This is a genomic window from Paenibacillus sp. FSL H7-0331, from assembly GCF_001956045.1.
The window spans coordinates 250,025-270,862 of record NZ_MRTH01000011.1 but is presented as its reverse complement, the minus strand read 5'-3'; the positions used below and the strand labels follow the sequence as shown (position 1 = coordinate 270,862).

20 protein-coding genes and 1 other annotated feature (1 of these 21 running past the window's edge) are annotated in these 20,838 nt (G+C 46.7%); of the genes, 4 read left to right on the top strand and 16 right to left on the bottom strand.

The features are described 5' to 3' along the window. Positions 1 to 181: 181 nt before the first annotated feature. The 3 genes from BK127_RS18650 to BK127_RS18640 all read right to left on the bottom strand — a co-directional run bounded on the left by BK127_RS18650 (position 182) and on the right by BK127_RS18640 (position 2,372). Positions 182 to 574 (bottom strand): ribosomal maturation YjgA family protein, encoded by a 393-nt coding sequence (locus tag BK127_RS18650; RefSeq protein ID WP_076233001.1) that lies wholly within the window; start codon positions 572 to 574, stop codon positions 182 to 184. Between the two features lie 24 nt (positions 575 to 598). Beyond that, positions 599 to 1,597 (bottom strand): acrylyl-CoA reductase family protein, encoded by a 999-nt coding sequence (locus BK127_RS18645; RefSeq protein WP_076233000.1) that lies wholly within the window; start codon positions 1,595 to 1,597, stop codon positions 599 to 601. A gap of 265 nt (positions 1,598 to 1,862) precedes the next feature. Continuing rightward, complete coding sequence (locus BK127_RS18640; protein WP_076232999.1) at positions 1,863 to 2,372, bottom strand: ADP-heptose synthase; 510 nt, start codon at positions 2,370 to 2,372, stop codon at positions 1,863 to 1,865. 232 nt (positions 2,373 to 2,604) lie between these two features. Between BK127_RS18640 and BK127_RS18635 the strand changes: the two genes are divergently transcribed. Together BK127_RS18635 and BK127_RS18630 are read left to right on the top strand one after the other, a co-directional pair. Then, positions 2,605 to 2,880 carry a type II toxin-antitoxin system Phd/YefM family antitoxin gene (locus tag BK127_RS18635; protein WP_076232998.1) on the top strand — a complete coding sequence of 92 codons (276 nt, stop codon included), beginning with the start codon at positions 2,605 to 2,607 and terminating at the stop codon, positions 2,878 to 2,880. Next, the gene (locus BK127_RS18630) at positions 2,864 to 3,169 is read left to right on the top strand and encodes a type II toxin-antitoxin system RelE/ParE family toxin (RefSeq protein ID WP_076232997.1); all 306 of its coding nucleotides are present in this window, start codon (positions 2,864 to 2,866) and stop codon (positions 3,167 to 3,169) included. Before BK127_RS18635 ends, BK127_RS18630 begins: the two co-directional genes overlap by 17 nt. A 173-nt stretch (positions 3,170 to 3,342) precedes the next feature. Here BK127_RS18630 and BK127_RS18625 read toward each other — a convergent pair whose 3' ends face one another. Genes BK127_RS18625 through BK127_RS18615 form a run of 3 tightly spaced genes read right to left on the bottom strand, consistent with a single transcriptional unit; the run spans position 3,343 to position 6,171 of the window. Next, positions 3,343 to 4,182 carry a sugar phosphate isomerase/epimerase family protein gene (locus tag BK127_RS18625; RefSeq protein WP_076232996.1) on the bottom strand — a complete coding sequence of 280 codons (840 nt, stop codon included), beginning with the start codon at positions 4,180 to 4,182 and terminating at the stop codon, positions 3,343 to 3,345. 17 nt (positions 4,183 to 4,199) lie between these two features. Further along, on the bottom strand, positions 4,200 to 5,075 hold the full coding sequence (locus BK127_RS18620; protein WP_083689399.1) for a sugar phosphate isomerase/epimerase family protein: 876 nt from the start codon (positions 5,073 to 5,075) through the stop codon (positions 4,200 to 4,202). Positions 5,076 to 5,112: 37 nt separating this feature from the next. After that, positions 5,113 to 6,171, bottom strand: coding sequence for a Gfo/Idh/MocA family protein (locus tag BK127_RS18615; protein ID WP_076232994.1), 1,059 nt, complete (start codon positions 6,169 to 6,171; stop codon positions 5,113 to 5,115). 97 nt (positions 6,172 to 6,268) lie between these two features. Between BK127_RS18615 and BK127_RS18610 the strand changes: the two genes are divergently transcribed. After that, positions 6,269 to 7,111: an AraC family transcriptional regulator gene (locus tag BK127_RS18610; RefSeq protein ID WP_083689398.1), complete on the top strand. Its 843-nt coding sequence runs from the start codon at positions 6,269 to 6,271 to the stop codon at positions 7,109 to 7,111. A 31-nt stretch (positions 7,112 to 7,142) separates the two neighbouring features. Here the strand turns inward: BK127_RS18610 and BK127_RS18605 are convergent, their stop codons facing one another. Together BK127_RS18605 and BK127_RS18600 are read right to left on the bottom strand one after the other, a co-directional pair. Further along, complete coding sequence (locus BK127_RS18605; protein ID WP_076232993.1) at positions 7,143 to 7,919, bottom strand: Cof-type HAD-IIB family hydrolase; 777 nt, start codon at positions 7,917 to 7,919, stop codon at positions 7,143 to 7,145. Positions 7,920 to 8,009: 90 nt separating this feature from the next. After that, positions 8,010 to 8,852: a sugar phosphate isomerase/epimerase family protein gene (locus tag BK127_RS18600; protein WP_076232992.1), complete on the bottom strand. Its 843-nt coding sequence runs from the start codon at positions 8,850 to 8,852 to the stop codon at positions 8,010 to 8,012. Positions 8,853 to 8,982: 130 nt separating this feature from the next. Between BK127_RS18600 and BK127_RS18595 the strand changes: the two genes are divergently transcribed. Continuing rightward, complete coding sequence (locus BK127_RS18595; RefSeq protein WP_076232991.1) at positions 8,983 to 10,332, top strand: PASTA domain-containing protein; 1,350 nt, start codon at positions 8,983 to 8,985, stop codon at positions 10,330 to 10,332. A gap of 168 nt (positions 10,333 to 10,500) precedes the next feature. Here the strand turns inward: BK127_RS18595 and BK127_RS18590 are convergent, their stop codons facing one another. The 8 genes from BK127_RS18590 to BK127_RS18555 all read right to left on the bottom strand — a co-directional run bounded on the left by BK127_RS18590 (position 10,501) and on the right by BK127_RS18555 (position 20,752). Continuing rightward, a complete protein-coding gene (locus tag BK127_RS18590) occupies positions 10,501 to 11,868 on the bottom strand; it encodes a cytochrome P450 (RefSeq protein ID WP_144026494.1) in 1,368 nt (455 codons plus the stop codon). Then, a complete protein-coding gene (gene hisA / locus BK127_RS18585) occupies positions 11,837 to 12,598 on the bottom strand; it encodes a phosphoribosylformimino-5-aminoimidazole carboxamide ribotide isomerase (protein ID WP_076232990.1) in 762 nt (253 codons plus the stop codon). The genes BK127_RS18590 and hisA overlap by 32 nt, the downstream gene beginning before the upstream one ends. Before the next feature lie 86 nt (positions 12,599 to 12,684). Further along, positions 12,685 to 13,188 (bottom strand): DUF1572 family protein, encoded by a 504-nt coding sequence (locus BK127_RS18580; RefSeq protein WP_083689396.1) that lies wholly within the window; start codon positions 13,186 to 13,188, stop codon positions 12,685 to 12,687. Between the two features lie 193 nt (positions 13,189 to 13,381). Then, positions 13,382 to 15,331, bottom strand: a complete 1,950-nt coding sequence (locus BK127_RS18575) for a YjhG/YagF family D-xylonate dehydratase (RefSeq protein ID WP_144026497.1) — start codon at positions 15,329 to 15,331, stop codon at positions 13,382 to 13,384. A 111-nt stretch (positions 15,332 to 15,442) separates the two neighbouring features. Beyond that, the gene (gene gucD / locus BK127_RS18570; RefSeq protein ID WP_076232987.1) at positions 15,443 to 16,909 is read right to left on the bottom strand and encodes an alpha-ketoglutaric semialdehyde dehydrogenase GucD; all 1,467 of its coding nucleotides are present in this window, start codon (positions 16,907 to 16,909) and stop codon (positions 15,443 to 15,445) included. A gap of 79 nt (positions 16,910 to 16,988) precedes the next feature. Then, positions 16,989 to 17,870: a fumarylacetoacetate hydrolase family protein gene (locus BK127_RS18565; protein WP_076232986.1), complete on the bottom strand. Its 882-nt coding sequence runs from the start codon at positions 17,868 to 17,870 to the stop codon at positions 16,989 to 16,991. A 125-nt stretch (positions 17,871 to 17,995) separates the two neighbouring features. Next, positions 17,996 to 18,754, bottom strand: coding sequence for an IclR family transcriptional regulator (locus BK127_RS18560; protein WP_076232985.1), 759 nt, complete (start codon positions 18,752 to 18,754; stop codon positions 17,996 to 17,998). 117 nt (positions 18,755 to 18,871) lie between these two features. After that, on the bottom strand, positions 18,872 to 20,752 hold the full coding sequence (locus BK127_RS18555; protein WP_076232984.1) for an arginine--tRNA ligase: 1,881 nt from the start codon (positions 20,750 to 20,752) through the stop codon (positions 18,872 to 18,874). Between the two features lie 51 nt (positions 20,753 to 20,803). Then, positions 20,804 to 20,838 (bottom strand) — a binding site (T-box leader); it runs 193 nt beyond the window's last position.

Here is a 20,838-nt window from a genome sequence, read left to right as displayed (position 1 = left end):
CAGAGGTAGGTTTTCTTGAAACATAAGAATCCTTCAGCTCCGCTGAAAACTTATAAATTCTTATGTTATAAGAAAAGCTTCTGATCGGAGCCTATTCGGTGAAGATACATTCGTGTTATAAATGTAGCTTTTCTTGCGAGATATCTCTAAAAAAAATAGCCGTGGCACTAAAGCTCACAGGCTACATCCTTCTCATCATCCGTCTGTACCCATAATAATCGATCCACACTGCTAACAGAACGCCCACCGCGTATCGAACTAAATCCAGCTTTAGAAAACCTTGTCCCAATATTAAAGCTCCAATAAAGGTATGTCTGATCTCATTAATCCAATCTGCCTGATACAGTTGGCTAAATTCAATAGCACAACAAAAGATCAAGCTAATCATAACAGCAACGATCAAAGGTTTGTCTATAAATATAAATCGAAATCCAAAATAAATCATGCTTGCCCAGCATACATCTCCGGCATGCTCCACAATAAATACAGGCAATGCCTCAGGAAATTGTCGGGAACCCATCCCCAACAGGATTACGATCAGAATTGAGCTTAAATAAAAAATTCTTGCTTTCATTGCATTCAACTCACTTTTGGTTAGTTAGATCTCGATGACAATCCTGCCGCGAATTCGGCCATCCAAAATTTTCTCGGTATACTCTGGAATCTCTGTCAAACGTATCCTGCTGCTGCCAATCTGATTCAGCTTTCCGCTTGATTTTAAATCTACGGCAATTTGTTCCCATAATGGGTACCTTCGTTCAATGGGATAGTGAACCGAATCAATTCCGAGCAAATTCGCACCACGTAAAATAAAAGGATGCACCGTTGTCGGAAGATCGCCCCCTCCTGTCAGCCCACTTACAGCCACTGAGCCGCCATACTGCAAGGATGCGAGAATATAGGCAAGCGAGCTGCCACCTACTGGATCAACAGCAGCGGCCCATGCTTGCTTCTCAAGCGGTCTGCGAGACGCCGGATTGAGCGCTTCCCGGCTGATGATCTCACTCGCACCCAAGCTGCGCAAGTAGTCATGTTCCGCTTCCTTGCCTGTGGAAGCTGCCACCTGATAGCCGCGTGCGGCCAGCAGGGCAACCGCAAAGCTGCCAACACCACCTGTGGCACCGGTAACCAGTACGGTTCCGCGCTGCGGACTCAGCCCATTATACTCCAGACGTTCAATGGATAACGCGGCTGTCAGACCGGCTGTACCAATCATCATCGCTTCGTCCAGCTCCAATGCAGGAGGAAGCGGCACAACCCAATCGGCAGGGACGCGGGCAATGCTGCTGAAACCACCACTATGGGATACTCCGAGGCCAAATCCGGTTACGATAACCTTCTGATCTGTGGAAAATCGCGAATCCGTCGAAGACAAGACGGTACCTGCAAGATCGATACCTGGTATGTGCAAATAGCTGCGAACAATACCGCCATTCGCCATACAAGCCAGACCATCTTTATAGTTCAAGCTGGAATAGTGCACACGGACCACAACTTCGCCCTGTGATAGATCCTCCAGCTTCATCTCCTGCAAACCGATCTTGAAATCATCCCCCTGCTTATCAACTACCAGCGCTTCAAAGCTGTTAGTGTCCATAACAAACCTCCCTATAGTTTTTCGTGCATTGGAATTTAATGTACCTGCTTGTACAGTTCAAATCAGATAACTTTATATATGGTAATTATATCAACTTCTAGCTGAATGTACATTTGCATCGCTCATTTCGCCTTACAGAGCTTTACAACTATAATACAAAAAGACGTACTCCATCTACCATCTGATCTCGCTTCTTAACTCGATGATGGTTTGGGGCACGTCTATTTTTTAACCCATATTATCGATGGGTAAAACTCGTTCTTGGCTAAACTGGATTCGCATCTTCCTCAACAGCAAATTCAAAATCATCCATATCAAAGATGTGAACCGGTATCCGCGCTTCAATAATTCTGTCTACCAAATCCGGCTGATCCGTCATAATGGGAGCTTTCTCGCGCAAGGAGGTCAATATCAGCTCCGTCTCAATAGGGTCAAACTCTTCACCGTACTCTGTATTATCGTAGGCATTCACCACAGTAAACGAAACATTGTCGTTGAATGGCAAAGGCGGACTTTTTCCCCAAGGTGTGGCTAAGGCGCGCTCCAGCTTTTTCTTGTTAAAAGGCTCCTCGAGCATCGCAATTAACTCGCTAATTTTCGAGCGAACATGTGCCTCATCAATAGATAAAGGCATCACAGGTTCCTTGCTTTCTATCATTTCGTACAATTCACTTATCGTTGTATAAGGAACCAGGTATTCCACGGCCTGACTCGGCACGAGCATTTCTCCGTACACGGCAATCATCACAGCCTCAATCACAAAACGCTTGCGCAAAACTTTGTCCCCCTTAAAATGGATAAAATCTGCAACGGTCCACAGACTATAATCTCATTATTATAGCACAAGGAAGACAAGTTCGCAGAACGTTTGTGTGTTATCCACGCCTCACCGACTTATAGCCAAAGGGTAGGTGTGTCTGTTGAATATGCTTCCTAGATAACCCTGTATTAAATATCATTATTATGATAAAATAATTATTAACAAATTGATAATCGAGGTGGAAAATATGCCTACTATTCGTCCAATCTCTGACTTACGAAATAACTTTAATGCAATTTCAGATATAGCCCATCATGATGGTGAACCTATATTTATAACAAAAAATGGTCAAAGTGATCTTGTAGTTATGAGCCATGCATTATATGAAAAGCAGCAAGCTCTTATTGAATTGTACCAAAAATTGGCAGTTGCTGAAGGTCAAAGTAATACTGGAGTTGATAGGAAAAGTCATGCGGATGTCATGAATAATCTAAGGAGTCTAATACGTGGAAAAGAGATATAATATCGAGTATTTGCCAATTGCTGAACAAGATATCATCGATATCATTCAGTATATAATGCTTGATAATCCAACTGCTGCAATATCAATGGCAAACAAATTCGATGAAGCAATATCTGTCTTAGAGTTGTTTCCCCATAGCGGTTCTATTCCTAATGATATTAGACTTCAATCCCTGAAATACAGAATGTTAATTGTTGAAACATATATTGTATTCTATGTGTTTAATAATGAGTTCGTGGAAATTCGAAGAATACTCCACGGTAAAAGAAAATATGACTTCTTGCTTTAACTTCCAGCAACTTGGTTTAAGCTGATTTCTTATAAATCTCGGATAACAGACGGACCGATCGGCCTTATCCCATCTTCAAAGTGCGGGGACAATTCGCATATTGCTGAAACTCATGAGAAATAGGATCCCACCCTTTAACGGTGAGATCCCTAATGAAAAGTCCTTTAGTGGTTTTACAATTGTTCCAGCAGCTTAGCCAAATTGCTGATCGAGCGTGCCGATGCCTGCTTCTGATCCTCGTTCCCTTCATACTCGACAGACAACCAGCCCGTATAACCAGCACGTTTCAAACTGGATAACACAAATGGTAGATCGACGTCCCCTTCTCCGGGAACCTGACCGGCATACACGTCTCCACTAAGCGAAGTATACGTTCTGCCCTTATGCTCACTATCCGTAATTTTCTTGAAATCCTTCAAATGAACATGTGATACCAAATCAATCAGTTCGACAATAGCTCCATTCGGCTGCTCGTCTACCAGAAGAAAGTTCCCCGTATCAAAGGTTTGACGCAAATATGGGGAACCGACCTCAGCTATGATTTTGGATACCTGTTCAACCTTACCGGCAAACAGGCCATGATTTTCAAGGCATAGCGTAACTCCCTTGGTTCCAGCATAAGCTGCAGCCTCTCTCAAGCCATCCAGTATCCAATCCTTGGCTTGCTCGAAGGTCATGTCTCCCGACTTATCACCTGAGAACACACGTACAACCTTCGCTCCCAGCAGTACAGCCATATCGACGCTTGAGTAAATATCTTGAACCTGCTCCTTGCGCTTCTCCTCATCGATTTGCGCCAGATTATTGCTAGCCCCAAAGCAGGCCAACTCCAAGCCATTGCGTCTGAGTGCCTCTTGCACGGGTTCAATATCTGTATCCGAATTCCAGAACATACTGAGAAGCTCCACACCATCTGCACCTGTTGATGCAGCATAATCGATGAAATCGGCGTTCGTCCACGTTTTATCATAAAAGCTCTGATGGCAGCTCCATGCGCTTAATGCTATCTTCATCTATACGTGCCTCCTGTCTATTGATAATTACGAATAAAAGTGACTGCTTTGCGAATATCCACCTCGGGCTGGTCGCCCACTTCACGCTCTATAGTCAAATAACCTGTATATCCGATTTGCTGCAGCGCTTGAAAATATTCCGCGAACTTGACTTGTCCTTCTCCTAATGGAACTTCCTCAAAGGCTTTGCCGGACGCTGCCAATTGGGCGATATGCTCATGTGTCATTTGGCTGTAACCCAGATACCCGTATACTTCCTTCGGATCGATTTCCCGAACCCTGATTCCGTCCTTCACATGCGTATGCACGATATAATCCTTCAGCAGCACAACTCCCTGAACGGGATCATCTCCAGTCACCATCACCATGTTGGCCGGATCAAAATTGACAGAAACCCCGTTTTGTGTTAGCGAATCCAGAAAAGTCTTTAATCTGGCCGCAGGCTCCGGACCTGTCTCAATAGCAAAATAGGCATTCATCCCATGCGCATAGCTGCTTAGCTCCTCGCAAGCGGACTGCATGGCCGCATAAATCCGATCATTCGGATCCTCAGGCACAATCCCGATGTGAGTAGTCACTATATTCGTTCCAAGCTCAAGCGCCAGATCGAGAATCCGTTTCGATTGCTCGATCTTAACAGGATTCGCCGCTGCATCCTGAAAGCCATGGCCTCCCAGATCTCCACATAACGCTGAGATTTCCAAACCTAATGAATCGATATAGCTTTTGAGCTCACGTCGAGCCTGCGCTGATAAGCCCGCTGGATCCATCTCACCAGAAACCGCGTAGATCTGCACGCCATCCGCACCAACCTCCCGCGCTTTCTTTAATCCTTCACGAACACCGATCCCAAAGCTATCGACGATGACTCCGACTTTATTCGTAAGCTTCATACCCGGAAACTCCTCCCTCATCTGTTTTTCAATTATTTTAAAACTGTATTTCCTTACCTTCGGCTGCGGATTGATAGATTGCAGTTAATATTTTAATCATTTCGACGCCATCCTCTACTGGACATAACGTTTCCGTGCGGCCGCGGCAGCAATCAACAAAATGAGCAATCTCCGCATTAAAGCCGGGCTGGAATTGAAAGCTGGGATGATCGATCTGTGGAGTTATATTGATAATCGTATTCTGCTGTTCGGATATGATCTGAAGCTCAGGCTCGATCTCTGCTCCACCCTTATCTCCGTACAGTTTAACAGCGAGTTCATCCTTGCGGGCATGCAGCGTAAAGCTGACATCCACCATTAACGACGCCCCGTTGTCGAATCGGATCAGAGCATTTGCGAGATCCTCTACATCATTATGCTCAGCATTGAAATCAGCTGCCTTGTAATAGGATAAATTGTCAATATGCGCACGGTTTCCAAGCTTACGGTATGTATTGCCGCTAACCGACTTCACCTTCGGCTTGCCCATCAGATACCAGCATAAATCGATCACATGCACACCAAGATCGATCAGCGGTCCACCACCAGAGCGTTCACTATCCGAGAACCAGCCGCCAGGATTACCAAGTCGACGCAAGCAGGAAGCTTTTGCATAATAGATTTCACCCAATTGCCCGGCGTCCACAAATTTACGCAGAGTCTGTACATTCGTACCATAACGTCTGACATAACCGACCTGAAGTACCTTGCCAGAATCATGAACTGCCTTTTGCACATTCAGCGCTTCTTCTACCGTCTTGCAAAGCGGCTTTTCACATAACACATGTTTCCCCGCTTCCAGAGCCGCAATCGCAATCTTCGCGTGCATGTGATTCCAGGTACAAATACTGACTGCCTCAATATCGGGATTTTGCAGTAGCTCCAAATAATTCGTATACGTAGTACCCGCACCATAACGTTCTGCCTTTTCCTGTGCTCTCGTTTCATTCAAATCACAGATTGCGATTAATTCGACTTCCGGGTGTACGGAATATGCGGTCAAATGGGCCTCGGAAATCGATCCGGCACCGATAACGGCAATTTTCAATTTAGACATGGCGTCAGCTGCCTCCAATGTATGTTACAATAGGATGAATACCTAACAACCATACCATGGAGCCGAGATGGAGTGAATGCACAAAGTGACACGATTCATGGATTATATGATCAGTCCACAGCCACTTCGGACCATTGACTGCAAAGTCGATTCAAGTAAGCTGTATGTTCAATCTCTGAGAATAACCAATGTCGGTCATCTTCCTGGAAGAACGATGATTAGACAGCAGGCCACTTTCAGTAAATGGGCGATTGTTTATATTACTGGGGGTAAAGGAAGCTATCAGGTGAACGATGGAGTCCGGCAGCCTGTTGAGCAGGGAAGCTTGTTCTGGTTCTACCCGGGCGCCGAATTTCATTATGGTCCTGATCGTAACGGGTATTGGGATGAGTTTTATTTTACAATTGAAGGTACTCGCATTCAGGAATGGATCGAGCATTGGGGAATTAAGCGGGATAAGGTACTGCGAGTAGGTACAGATGACGCCCAATACAATAAAATTGAACGAATCTTTTTGTTGATGGAAAGCGGTGTTCCAGCAAGTATAGATCGGGCATCCCTGCTGCTTGAATCGATGCTGTACGAGTTCATCTTGAACGCTAACGAACAACCGGAGAGCAACAGGATGCATAAAATGATCCCGATCATGGACGATATTTCAAATTTTCTTAACGAACCGATTGATGCTGACAAAATAGCGAAGCGGCACCACATCTCCGTATCCACACTGCGCCGCAACGTATCTGAATATACAGGTTATCCGTTTAATGAATATGTTCATCGTTTAAAAATTGCTGAAGCCAAAAATATTTTGATTAATTCTGAGCTGTCCATCAAGGAAATTGCTCATCAATTGGGTTATACAGACGTCTTTTATTTCTCACGCCTATTCAAGCAATACGTGGGCGTTGCCCCAAATACGTACCGCAAGCATATGTAAGTAAAAGTAAGGCTTGCGAAAAATCATGAGTCTAAGTTAGCTGCAAAATCCATTTGTCCACGGCGTAAGCGATACCGTCTTCACGCAGTGAGCGAGTGACGAAGCTTGTTTTTTGCTTCAAGGTATCATCAGCATTACCCATAACGATACCAAGGCCGACTTCCTCAATCATTTCCCAATCGTTAAGCCCATCGCCAAAAGCTGCAGCTTCATTCGTGGAAATACCCAGATGGTCAAGCAGCCTTTGCAAGCCGATTGCTTTATTCATGCCACCTGGATTAATGTCGAGTGCCCAGGGACGCCAGCGGTGCATATAATAGGTGTTACGTTCTTCACCCACATAGAGGGACTCATCCTGCTCGTTACAAAATACAATGCATTGATAAATATCAGGCACATCCTGATTAGCTTCCAACAGGATTGGATTCATGAAGCCGATCTCCTGCTGAGCCTGCAGAAAATAGGGAGCATCCTGACGATTGGTAAACATTTTCTCTGAGCCATACAACAGAAGCGTTTGGTTCAAACGGTCAGCCTGCTCAAGCCACTCGCGTACGGTATCTTTGGTGAAGGCACTGCCGAAGACAGTTTCTCCTCGATAACCTATGTGTGTGCCATTGCAGGTAATAGCCCAATCGATACCAAGCTCCTCGCGCAGCGAAGCCATTTCGTACTCACTACGACCTGTACATAAGGTAATAATTATGCCTTGCTCTTGTAAACGCTGAAGCGCCAAACGGGTCGATTCGGGCAAATAATCCCGGTCCCTCAAAGTTCCATCCACATCAAATGCTACAAGCTTGATCATCTCTGCCACCTCACCTATCTATAAGGCTTATATCTATAAGCTGATCTTATTATAGCAGAGATGTCGCTTGTCAGGAACGATAGATTAAGCTCATGCTTGAACAGGAGGATGGATAAGTTCTTCTGCAAGTGTACGCATCTGATCCAGATGCTCCCAGGGCTCGCCATCGCCCAGATAAGTAAGTGACAGTGGACCACGGAATCCCGTATCTACCAGCAGCTTCATGCAGCGGCGAAAATCTGCCGTATCGATCGTACCGTTATCATTAAGGGCCGCTTTGACGTGTACAGTCTCGGCAAGTGGCAATACATCAGCAAGCTGCTGATATTTGTCCTGCTCGAAGTTGCCGAAGTCTGCCGTAAAGCCAACCTTGGCATCGCACAAATCGAGGAAATAACGGCAGTTCTCAGAGGTTGACAGCAGCTCATCCAAATTTTCGGTCATGATCCGGATTCCCAGCCCTGCCGCATAGTTGGACAGCTCCACAAAGCCTTCGGCGGAGCGTTTAAGCGCTGCTTCATCATCGGCAGATGATTCACCGGCCGCAATACGAACTCGGTGGGCCCCTGCTTTGGCCGCAATGTCCAGCCATATTCGGCACCATTCGAGATCAGCCGCGCGGCGGACAGGATCGACCGACGACAGATCCGCATAGTCGAGCAGCAGCGAAGCGAAGTCTACACCTGCCTGCTGAAACGCGGTTCTTAATTGTTCAACATACAGCGTATCCGTTTGCGGAAATTGCGAATAGCTAATCTCTGCAGCGGTATATCCTTTTTCTTTCAATGTGGCAGGCAGATTCAGCAGCGACAAGACTTCTGGCTGTGGCTTAACCTTTGTCCTAAGCTGCTTGCCAGCTTCGTCCCATTCTGTCAAGGTTAAAGTTCCAAGCTCACTTTCCAGACTAAACGTATTTATTGACCAAAATGCCATTTTTAATCCCCTCCTGTTTGTAATCAGCAAGCATGTTATACTATTATTACTACTATTAACCCTCAAGGAACAAAATCATTCACAAAATAGAGATTGCTTACGAATATTGTGAATAGCAGGAGGCGCTATGATGGATACCCATACCTATAAACGTTATAACAAAGAACAGCAGCTACAAAAACAATCCTCAGGGAATTTATATAAAGGCCGTGATTCCATTCTGCATCGAGATGTGATGCTCTATATTTCGGAATTTAATGAGAGCGAAGGTCCGCGTCTGGATGTGATTCAATCGATCAAGGATGGCTCGCAGCTGCCGGAAGACCGCTTTATGCATGTCTGGGATATTGAACTCGATTCACATTCGATTATGATTGTACTGAAGCCTGAGCTCGGCTATTTCTTGGAAGAGGAGCTTGAATCACATTCCTTAAGTGTATATGAAATACTTGTTCTCATTCGCACTCTTGGGCAAAGTATGCAGGATGCGGCCAAGGATGGCATCTCTGGCTTTTCGGTTCATGCCAACAACATTTGGATTCAAGGCGCGAATCAGCCTATCATTATTAACTATTGGAGCAACGAAGATCCGCTCTGGAGTGAAGCCGGAGGATTGGGGCGTTTGCTGTATCAGTTGATCGCAAAAACTTCTATTATTCCCGCTAATGTGGAGGCTATGGGGCTGCTGCTCGTAGATGCTTTAGGCAAAATGCCTGTGGACGAAAAAGAGGTCATAATCAAATGGATTCGTGCTGCCGTTCTCGATCGCAAGAGCTTGACGGTGCTGCTGAAAGGCCTTGATCAAATGCTGCTAACGTATCCTGAACATCTGGATATGGAACGGACTCTTTCCGAAAAAAAGCTGATCCCGCCTATTCCACCCGATCCTGATCTGACGAAGAAAATGGCCGCGGTTCAATCGCCTCAGGAGCAATTTCAAAGCCGTTCGTTTCAGGATACTATCATTAGTCCACCTAAATCGGCTCCATACCAGGCAAAACCCGCTCAACAGCAAGCCAGACCCGTTCAACAGCAACCACAATCCGATTTTGAGGAACTGGAGACTGCTGTACGACGTAGTGGAACTAAAAAGAAGTGGATTCTTGCAGGCCTTATCATTCTTGTTCTACTGATTGCAGAAATGTTAACTGTACATTTGCTTAGAAAACCCGATCAGCCATCGAATCAGCCAGCGGTTGTCGAAAAACCAGCTGTTCCGAATCCGACTCCACAACCGACCACTCCGACGCCTGCACCTGCCACTCCAAAGCCGGTCAACGAAGGGGATATCGTAGTCGTTCCGAATTTAAAGGATATGCCATTAAAAGAAGCGGAAGCACTTCTTCTCGCAAACAATTTGCGTTATCAATTTTTCCTGGAGGCTAATGAAGCATCAGCAGGTAAAGTCATGAGACAAGATCCTCCGGCGAATCAAAATGTGGAAAAAGGCACTGAGGTTACCTTTTACGTGGGGAAATAAGAAAAGCTTCTGATCGAAGCCTATTCGGTGAAGATACATTCGTGTCCAATAGGTTGCTTTTCTTGCAATATCAGAATATTCAGCTCTGCTGAAGACTTATAAATTCTGATATTATAAAAAAATAGCAATAGCAAGCAAGGTCAGTGTCGATATGCCTGGCCTGCTTTGCTATTGCTTGATTGGCTCCATGTTAAGTCCGCCCTTGATACGCAGCGAGACGAGAGGCTCTGGCTGAACCGGCAGCGAATCTGTCCGACGAAAGCGAAATCTTTTGCCGACTGCTGCCAATATCAGGGTTGCTTCCATCATGGCGAAGTTAGAGCCGATACAGCTTCGCGAGCCCCCGCCAAACGGAAAATAAGCAAACCGCGGCCAAGACCCTGCTCCCTCTGCGAATCGTTCAGGACGAAACGCCAGCGGATCCTCAAATACATTCCCATTTCGATGAATGGAATAGGGACTGATTAGAAAGGAGCTGTGCGGAGCAAAGGTCTCACCCAGCATCGTCACTTCACGTTCGGCTTCCCTCAATATGGTCCAAGCTGGTGGGTACAGACGAAGTGCCTCTTGAATGATTTGGTTGTTATAGGTGAGCTTGCGGTACTGCTCCATAGCTGAGCCTACGGTCAGCTCAACACTCTCCAGCTCTTTGTGAAATTTGGCCTCCACCTCTGGGTGCTCGCCCAGTGAATACCAAATCCAGGTGAGCAAATTCGCGGTTGTCTCATGTCCGGCCAGCAGCATGGTCATCATTTGATTGCGCATTTCCTCTATCGGTATGCCCTCACCGTTCGTATCCTTCGTATCCATCAGCAAGCCCAGCAGGCTTAACTGATATTTGTCGGGATGGATTTGGGCATCATTAATAACCTCATAGACCATCGTCTCCAGCGTACGAATGGCTCTTCGATGCACAATATTTCCCGGAGTGGGCATACCTAGCGGCATAATAAAGGGTGAAAATAAAGTCCGTGCAGAGCGCTCAATCGTATCATTCACCGCTGCAGCCAGCTCCGATTTGCGTTCCTCCAGATCGGTGGCAAACATCGTCTGGGCTATTACCGTCAACGTAAGCTGCATCATCATATCACTGATGGAGATGGTTTGTCCTTCTGTGAGCCGGTTAGCGAACGCTTCCGCTTCCCTGAGTACGATTTGGGCGTACGACTGAATGCGTTCCTTGTAAAATACAGGCTGCATATACTGACGCTGCTTCTGGTGACGCTCATGCTCTGAAGTAAGAAGTCCATCCCCTATCGTTCTGCTCAATACCGAGGAAGATCGTCCTTTAACGAAAAAGGCGTCCTTACTGACGAGAATCTCATGGACAAACTCTGGCGAATTCACAATATAGGCTGGCCGTTTGCGTCCATTGCCCAAGTAAACCATATCGCCGTCATGGAGAGTGCTCTCCAGCAGATGAAGCGGATCCTTTTGAAATGCCATAAACACCTGCAAACGGGACTTATCGATTTCTGTGACTCGGCTTATGGTCGTCGCCTCCTTACTCTGCTTGGCCGCAATAAGCAACAACATCCTTGTAGGATAAGCTTCCGCCAAAAATATCCAAAGCGCTGCCTACGGTTATATCCATTTTTCCATGTACAATGGACCTGAACAGCTCCAAATCCTCCATGGAACGAGCTCCTCCTGCATAGGTTGTCGGAATCGTTACCCAATCAGCCAAATGACGAACCAGACTTTCATGAATGCCTGTACGTTTGCCTTCTACATCGACCGCATGAACAAGAAATTCATCACAATAGCTTGCCAGCTCACGTATATTTGCTTGATTCACTTCAAAGTTGCTGAACGTTTTCCATTGGTTCGTTACGACATACCATACCCCGTCTTTAGCTTTGCAGCTTAGATCGATGACAAGTTTTTCCTTGCCTACAGCTTCTACAATCCGACGCAAATTATGCATATCCAGCTCGCCATCACGGAAAATGTATGAGGTCACGATCACATGCGACGCACCTTGCTCCAAGTAGGAAACTGCGTTATCCGCTGTGATGCCTCCACCAATCTGAAGACCACCCGGATAAGTGCCAAGCGCCTGCTTAGCCGCCTCTTCATTACCGCCACCAAGCATGATCACATGCCCGCCCCGCAGTTGATCCTGTTGGAACATGGAGGCATAGTGCGCAGAATCGTACTCGGAAACGAAATTTTCTACAACATCATGGTTAGCCGCACTTAAAGTATCACCTACTATTTGTTTGACCTTACCTTGGTGTAAATCAATACAGGGCCGAAATTTCAAATTAGTTACCTACCTTCTATCTGATCATGCTGTTCATCCTGATCACTTTGTTTATATTTGTAATCATAATTGTGGAATCGACGTGATTATAACCGCGATGCTTTCTTGGGAACACTAAGCTGCTGCCAATCCGCATCCTTGATCTGCTTGCCGATATACACAATTTGTCCCACATGATAACCATAATGTTGAATCTGTCTGGATATGGCCTGAATCACGTTATGTACCTCTCCGCGTATTGTGATGTTACTCAGCAGGTCTTCTTCCTTCAATTCTTGTAAGGTCTCAAACGTAAGCTCCCAGCCTGAACGCCAAGCTTCCAGAAGTGCTTCGCGGGTATCATAACCTTCTTCAAACTCGGCATCCCGATTACGGCTTGGCTTTTCACCATCTGTGGTAAGAAAATCGGTCCAGCGTGAAAGCATATTTCCATGGAGATGTTTAACGATAATCGCTATAGAATTCGATTCAGGACTTGGTTTCAAGTGCAGTTCCTCATAGGATAATTGCAATAATGTTTTATAGCCCAGCCTCTCTGCACTCTTGAAGGTATCGATAGACGTTTGCAATAATATGCTGCCTATACTCATGTTTCCCTCTCCTTGATACCGTATTTTCCTATCTATCCTATCATACTATGTCAGGCCAAATATAGAAACTACAGCAAGAAAAAACCGGAGAATCCTGCAGCCGAATACAAGAGCGATGCGTTCGCCTTGATTCCAGCCTGATTCTCCGGCTTGTTTTATTAAAGCTTCCCCTATGAGTCCAGGGATATTTGGTTTACCAGCCTAACGATTTCTTGCCTGCTTCCAGTGCCGTTACGATTCGTTCCACATCATAGATGCTTCCCCGCCAAGTGCCGCCGCTAACCGCTTGCAGTGCTGCCCATAATCGGGTATCATCCGGCAGTTTCGCATCGGGAGCCAGATCAGGATGCGGGTCACGAGCCTGAAGAATGAGCGCACCCTCCTCCGGACTGACGAGATCATCGCCGTGACCGATAAAATGAACGCTGCCTTCAAGGGTATCACGGTTCACTACGATATCAATCGTATCGCCATTACGCAGCTTCCCTATCGGACCACCAGCAAGTGCCTCGGGTCCGACATGACCAATACAAGCTCCTGTTGATACCCCCGAGAATCGGGCATCGGTAATGAGCGAAACGTATTTGCCAAAAGGCAGATGCTTAAGCGCTGATGTTAATTGGTAGGTTTCTTCCATTCCGGTTCCAGAAGGACCACGACCGATCAGCACCATAATATCACCAGCCACTACGCCTCCACTTTTAATGGCAAAGATCGCTTCGCGCTCAGAGGTATAGACCTTTGCTTGGCCGCGGTGACGATAAACACCATCCTCACCAACAACGGATGCATCGATAGCTGTTGATTTAATTACTGAGCCTTCCGGAGCCAGATTCCCCATCGGAAAGGTTACGGTTGAAGTAAGCCCTCTTCGTTTGGATTGCTCGGGTGTCATAATGACAGCATCCGCTTCAACACCATCGGCATCCAGCAGCAGCTTCTTAAGCGCTTTCCGACGCTCGCTCGTTTCCCACCAATCGAGAACCGTCGACAGCTTTTCCCCTGTAACTGTCATTACATCCACATCCAATACACCGAGCCTTCTTAGATGCAGCATCACTTCGGGTACGCCACCCGCCAGAAATACGCGTACTGTCGGATGATAATCCGGTCCATTCGGCAGCACACTGACCAAACGCGGAACCGATTTATTGATCTTAATCCAATCCTGAACCGTAGGCACAGGCAGCCCCGCCGCATGGGCAATGGCCGGAATGTGCAGCAGCAGATTGGTCGAACCGCCAAAAGCGGCATGTACTGCCATCGCGTTGCGGATAGCCGATTCCGTCAAAATATCCTTCATCTTGATACCCTTGGCTTCCATCGCCATCATAGCTCGTGCGGATTGGCGGGACATCTCCTTCCAAATCGGCTGACCGGAGGGAGACAAGGCTGCATGCGGAATGGTCATGCCAAGCGCCTCGGCAACGACCTGCGCCGTTGCTGCCGTCCCGAGAAACTGACAGCCACCTCCTGGAGTTGCACAGGCGCGACAGCCCAAATCGGCTGCATCTTCCAGCGATAGCTCCCCATTCGAATAACGGGCGCCTATCGTCTGAATCTTGCCTGCATCCTCGCCATTTGTTGGAGGGAGCGTCACACCTCCTGGAACAATAATGCAAGGCAAATCATGTATACCAGCAAGCGCCATCATCATCGCGGGCAGCCCTTTATCACAGGTCGCTACGCCAATGACCCCTCTGCGGGTCGGTAATGAACGAACCAGCCGTCGAAAAACGATAGCCGCATCATTACGGTAAGGCAATGAATCGAACATTCCGGTCGTTCCCTGGGAACGGCCATCGCAGGGATCGCTCACATAGCCGGCAAAAGGCAGACCGCCGTTATCGGCGATCTCATTAGCTGCTTCTTCCATAAGCAGACCTATTTCCCAATGGCCCGTATGATAACCAAGAGCAACCGGAGTCCCATCATCCTTACGGATTCCACCTTGCGTGCTCAGCAGCAGAAACTGCTTGCCACTCAGGCGAGAGGGCTTCCAGCCCATTCCAACATTTTGCGAGAGCCCGAATAAATCACCGCTCGGTGAATTCAGCAGCATCTCCCGCGTTAACGGAAGCGAGCCCTCGGGACCGGAAGCATGGGTATGAATTTCATATATTTGCGAATGGTCGGTGCCCATAATCTGATTTAACTGCTCACTCAATGTGGAACCCTTCTTTCCTGACGTTCTGTACAGTATGGATATCCTTCCATATTCAGCTCTATGATTAAAATTATTTGGGCAGGATGACTAGGATTTTAAAAATACGGTTTTTATCGCAGTGAAAAATTCAATAGCCGCTTGACCCTGCTCACGTGAATGTGAGCTTGATTGTTTCATACCACCGAATGGAGCTTGCAGCTCAACACCAGCTGTTTCCGCATTAATTCTTACCAGACCTGCATCCATATCCTGAATAAAGGCCAATATATTGCTAATGTTTTGTGTGTAAATCGAGGCGCTGAGTCCATAATCGGAGTCATTAGCCAGTTCAATCGCCTCTTCCATCGTGTCGACCTTGATTAAAGCGAGCAAAGGTCCAAAAACCTCCTCGCGGGCAATGGCCATATCGGGTGTTACTTTATCGAATACCGTAGGTTGAATATAGAACCCATCAGCCAGATCCGCCTGATCAGGACGCGCGCCTCCAACAAGCAGCTCTGCGCCTTCGGCAATCCCTTTTTCAATGTAAGAAACAACGGTATTTAGCTGATTTTCATTCGCACAAGGTCCTAACCAGGTTCCCTGCTCCAAACCATGACCTACCTTCAAATCCCTAACCTTGGTAACGAGCTTGTCTTTGAACGCTTCATAAACAGCACTCATCACAATAACCCGCGAAGTCGCTGTACATTTTTGCCCAGTTGATTTGATACCGCCGCTGATCGTACCATCTACTGCCAAATCCAGATTCGCATCGTCCGCGATAATGACCGGATTTTTCCCGCCCATTTCCAGCTGATACTTGGCACCTCTCGCCAATGCTGCTTGTCCCACGCTTTTGCCTACCTGATTGGAGCCGGTAAAGGTAATGCCGTTAACATCTTTATGCTCAGCAAGACCTTGACCGATAACGGAGCCGCTGCCTGTAATTAAATTGATAACGCCTGCCGGAAGACCCGCTTCAGCAAAGCATTCGATGATTTTGGCTGCAGTAACTGCTGTTTCTGTTGCGGGCTTGAGAACAACTGTGTTTCCGTAGATCAACGCAGGTGCCATTTTCCAAATGGGAATCGCCACCGGGAAATTCCAAGGTGAAATGACACCGACCACACCAAGAGGAACGCGGGTCGTGAACATGAGTGCTTCGCTATCTGTAGAAGGAATCACATCGCCGATTTTACGCATGCCTTCTCCGGCATAGTATCGTAGAATCGCTACACCACGAGCGGTTTCACCTTTGGCTTCCGGCAACGTTTTGCCCATTTCTCTGGTCATCGATTCAGCAACCTCATCCAAGCGACGTTCGAGTACGTTGGCCGCTTTGAATAAATAATCACCTCTTGCTGCACCGGAGAGCTTTCTCCATGCTTTGGCCGCGGCTTTCGCTGCAGCTACGGTTTCGTTCAAATCCTCGGCGGACGAGGATTGGACATAACCCACCACTTCATGGCGGCTCGCCGGGTTGATACTCGAAATGGTTTTGCCTGTAGAGGCTGCCTTCCATTCACCATTGATATAATTCAAATAGGTTTGTTCGCCTGCAAATGTTCCCATCGTAATTCCTCCTTAGAATTGTCATTGGTTAGAACGGATAATTGGATTAAAATGGCGTATTCGGTGTAATTGGTATGGATTAGTCCGCGCTTTTGACTGGATTGATCAAGGTACCAATACCGGAAATTTCAATGTCGATACGGTCCCCATTTGCAAGTGTAAATTCATTAGGAGGCACAATGCAAGTTCCGGTCAGCAATACGGTTCCGGCAAAAACCTCGTTGTCCCTCACCAGAAAAGATACCAGCTCCTCCAGCTTCCTTTTTAGCTGACCTGTACTGGCTGTACCCTCTACAACCTTTTCCCCATCACGGTAAATGGTACTGGTGATTTGGAATTGATAAGGATCAGCAACAGCTTCCTCCAGCAGTATAGCTGGTCCAATTGAGCAAGAACGCTTCCACATCTTGGCCTGAGGTAAGTACAATGGATTCTCACCCTCGATATCCCTGCAGCTCATGTCATTACCGATGGTATAGCCCAATATCGTGCCAACGCTATCCAATACGAGTCCAAGCTCCGGCTCTGGAACCTGCCACTCCGAATCGCTGCGAAGCTGAACATAATCGCCAGGCCCAACTGTACGTGCAGCCGTCGATTTGAAGAAAATTTCCGGACGTACCGCATCATACACTTTGTCATAGAAGGTCGATGCGTCCATTTTGCCACCTGTTGCTTCATAGTTACGTGCCTCACGGCTCCGTTCATAAGTAACACCAGCAGCCCATACCTCGGGGGCTTCGATGGGTACGAGCAGTTCAAGCTGATCAAGCTTCTCTGTTACAGGAGATTTACCCGAAACCAGCGCTTGCACAAACTCCAGAATCGACTTTCCTGCATCCCTTGCTTCGTTTACTAATGAAATAAAATCAGATTGCTCCAGATTATACACCGCTTCATGTTCGTTCACAGCTGCTAGTTGTGGTAAGGATTGTGCATTCGTATATCGGATAATTCTCATCGATAACTCCCTCTTCCATTCGAAATTGATTTTTGTTAAAGCTAAAATATGATTTTGTTTGACATTATAAAACACAGTTTTCGATTCGTTTTAAAATAAAATGCCTATTCAGGCATTCATGAATCCTAAGGACGATAACCCATAAGCTTGGAAATCGTCTTCGTTTCTTGCAGGAGCAGTTCAATCAATTGTTGAAACTGGCTATCGTCTACAGCAGATAATAATGTGGATACGCTCATAGCCGCTGCGACTTGACCATTATGATCATAGATTGGAGCAGCAGCGCAACGTACGCCTGGCTCGTTCTCCTGATCGTCTACCGCATAGCCCTGACTTTCGATCCTGGATAGCTCAGTGAGAAAAGCTTCCTTACTCGTGATCGTTAAAGAAGTTTGAACGACATAGCTGTAATCCTTCAATAACAGCTCTATCTCTTCTTGTTTACGAAAAGCGACTAAAGCCTTCCCAACGGCACTGCTGTGAAGCGGCACTCTACGACCTATTCGTGAGTAGCGGATCGCTGCCTTCTCACCCTCAACCTTATCAATATAGACACCTTCCTTGCCATCCAAAATAACGAGATGCGTGGTTTGTCCGGTTTGATCGGTAAAAGCGGCAAGATGCTTACGTGCTAACGACCGAATATCAAGCCGCTGCAGCAGGAGCTGACCCTTTTCCAGCAGTCGCATGCCAAGCCGGTACTTGCCTGTTTCCTCATCCTGTTCGATATAGCCGTGTAACTGTAAGGTTTTCAACAGCGAATGCACCGTACTCTTGTGAAGGTCCATCCGGTTGCTGATCTCGGTGATCTTCAATTCAGTTGTGTACTCATCGAACAAATCGAGAATGTTTAAAGCACGGTCCAGGGATTGAATAATTGGCATGGCTACTCCTTACGATTCAACCAAATGTTTTATAATGTAGAACGATGGTTGATATTATGCGATATGTTTATCATAAACAATATTTTGTTTTCTTTCAAGCTTTTTTAAAAGACAAATTCACATCCGTTTGGGCGTTGGTAATCCTAGCACCTGTAAGGCTTGATGTAACGTATCTTTGAATCGTTGGGTAAGCCATAGGCGAAGCTCACGCTGCTCCTCAGATGCTTTCATTATTGGGCAGACGCTATAAAAGTTGTTAAACGTAGAAGCCAGCTCGAAAGCATAGCTGCAGATCAAGTTAGGAGCAAGCTGGTTGATCGATAATTGCAGAGTTTCGGGCCAGTATGCAAGCTGTCTGAACAATAACTGCTCCTGAGGTTCCAACTCTGACAAGCGGTTGGAGTCTGGTTGTAACGGAAATCCGTTAGACAGATGCTGAGCCTTAGCCGCCTTGTCCAGAATGCTATTAGCTCTTGCATACGAATACAGCAGATAGACGCCAGAATTACCGGATACCTCCGTAGCCTGCTGTAGATCAAAGACTACTTCAGTCTGCAGATGATACTTTAGCAAATAATAACGAATCGCCGCTGCTGCTATCGATCTGCTCGACAAGCCTTGTTTTCTTTTACGCTTTGAATGAATAATGTGCTCCATCTGATCCAGCAGGTCGGATACCTTAATTCCGATTCCTTGACGACCCGACATCGCGTATGAGCTTTTGCCATCCGAGATATCTACACCCAAGCTTGCGGCTGTTTCCGGGCTTAGCGATACGACTCCATAGCTTACATGCTTTAATTGCTCGGCTTGCTTCGGATAACCGAGTACTTCAAGAGCCAGCTTCACCATGGCTTGTGGATATTGCTGTCGCTGATCAATGACATTGATCACGGTATCCGCTCGACCAAATGTTTTCCTGACACCCTTGGGATGTGTTGTCCACACACGCTCGGCGAATTTGGTATAGGTAAAATCCTTTTCAAGAATACCGAATTTCCACATATGGTAGGCAATATCTTTGGCTGTATACGTTAAAATCCCGTTCGATCTGACCAATACTTTATCTGCCTGATAATCCGTATCTCCACCCGCCTCCGGCAACTCCTCTGATTGCTTGAGCACCCAACAGCCGCTCAGCTTCCCCACCGTGACTTGACGAAATACAGCCGTCTGCTGCAGCAAATCAAACGTTGATGCCCAGAAACCTTCTCTCACAATATTGCTTTCCCAAACCAGCACGTCATATCCAATGCCAAACTGCTTCATTTCAACCAACTGTTCGCGAACGATACGTTCAGCAACCAAAGAACCGATCCATGCCATATTGGAATGACCCTCTTCCAATTGCTGCAGCACCTGAACACGTGCTTCCTGCAGCTCCGCGTTTACCTTATAGGCTTGATTAACCTTTGCGTACGTATCCCAACAATAATCCCCAAAACGCGTATGAGCTTGCTCCGCAGACGTATTCAGAATCCCAACCACCGTATCTGCTAATTGATTACCCAGATCATCAATATAATTATGAACCTCAACCTCATGTCCTGCGTATCTCAGCATGCGGGCCAGTGCATCCCCAATGCAGGAATTTCTTAAATGGCCGATATGAGCTGATTTGTTAGGGTTGATCGATGTGTGTTCGATGAGCACCTTGGATCCTGAGCCATTCGGGGCTTCGATTTGATTGGCAGCCCAAACGGTCCAATTCAGATGAAAATTTAAAAAACCGGGTGCTGCCACTTGAATCTGTGCAACCATTCCCCCTATATTCCCTTTCTGCTCCAGCCTTTGCTGAAGCTCCTCAGCAATGTGCAGGGGGGATTTGCGTAAAGCTTTAGCCAGCTTCATGGCAATGTTCGTACTGTATTCTCCATGCTCAGGGTACATCGGATGCTCAATTTGGATATTCAGCTCAGGTTCAGGTTCAATTCCCTGTGCAGCCAGCATTTCACGCACATGCAGTTCAATTTCAGAGCTCAATATCGTGTTTAACATATCTAATTCCTCCTTATTTATGGCTAAAACACAAAAAGCCCCCGTCTCTAAATAAGAGACGAGAGCTCGCGCTTCCCGTGGTACCA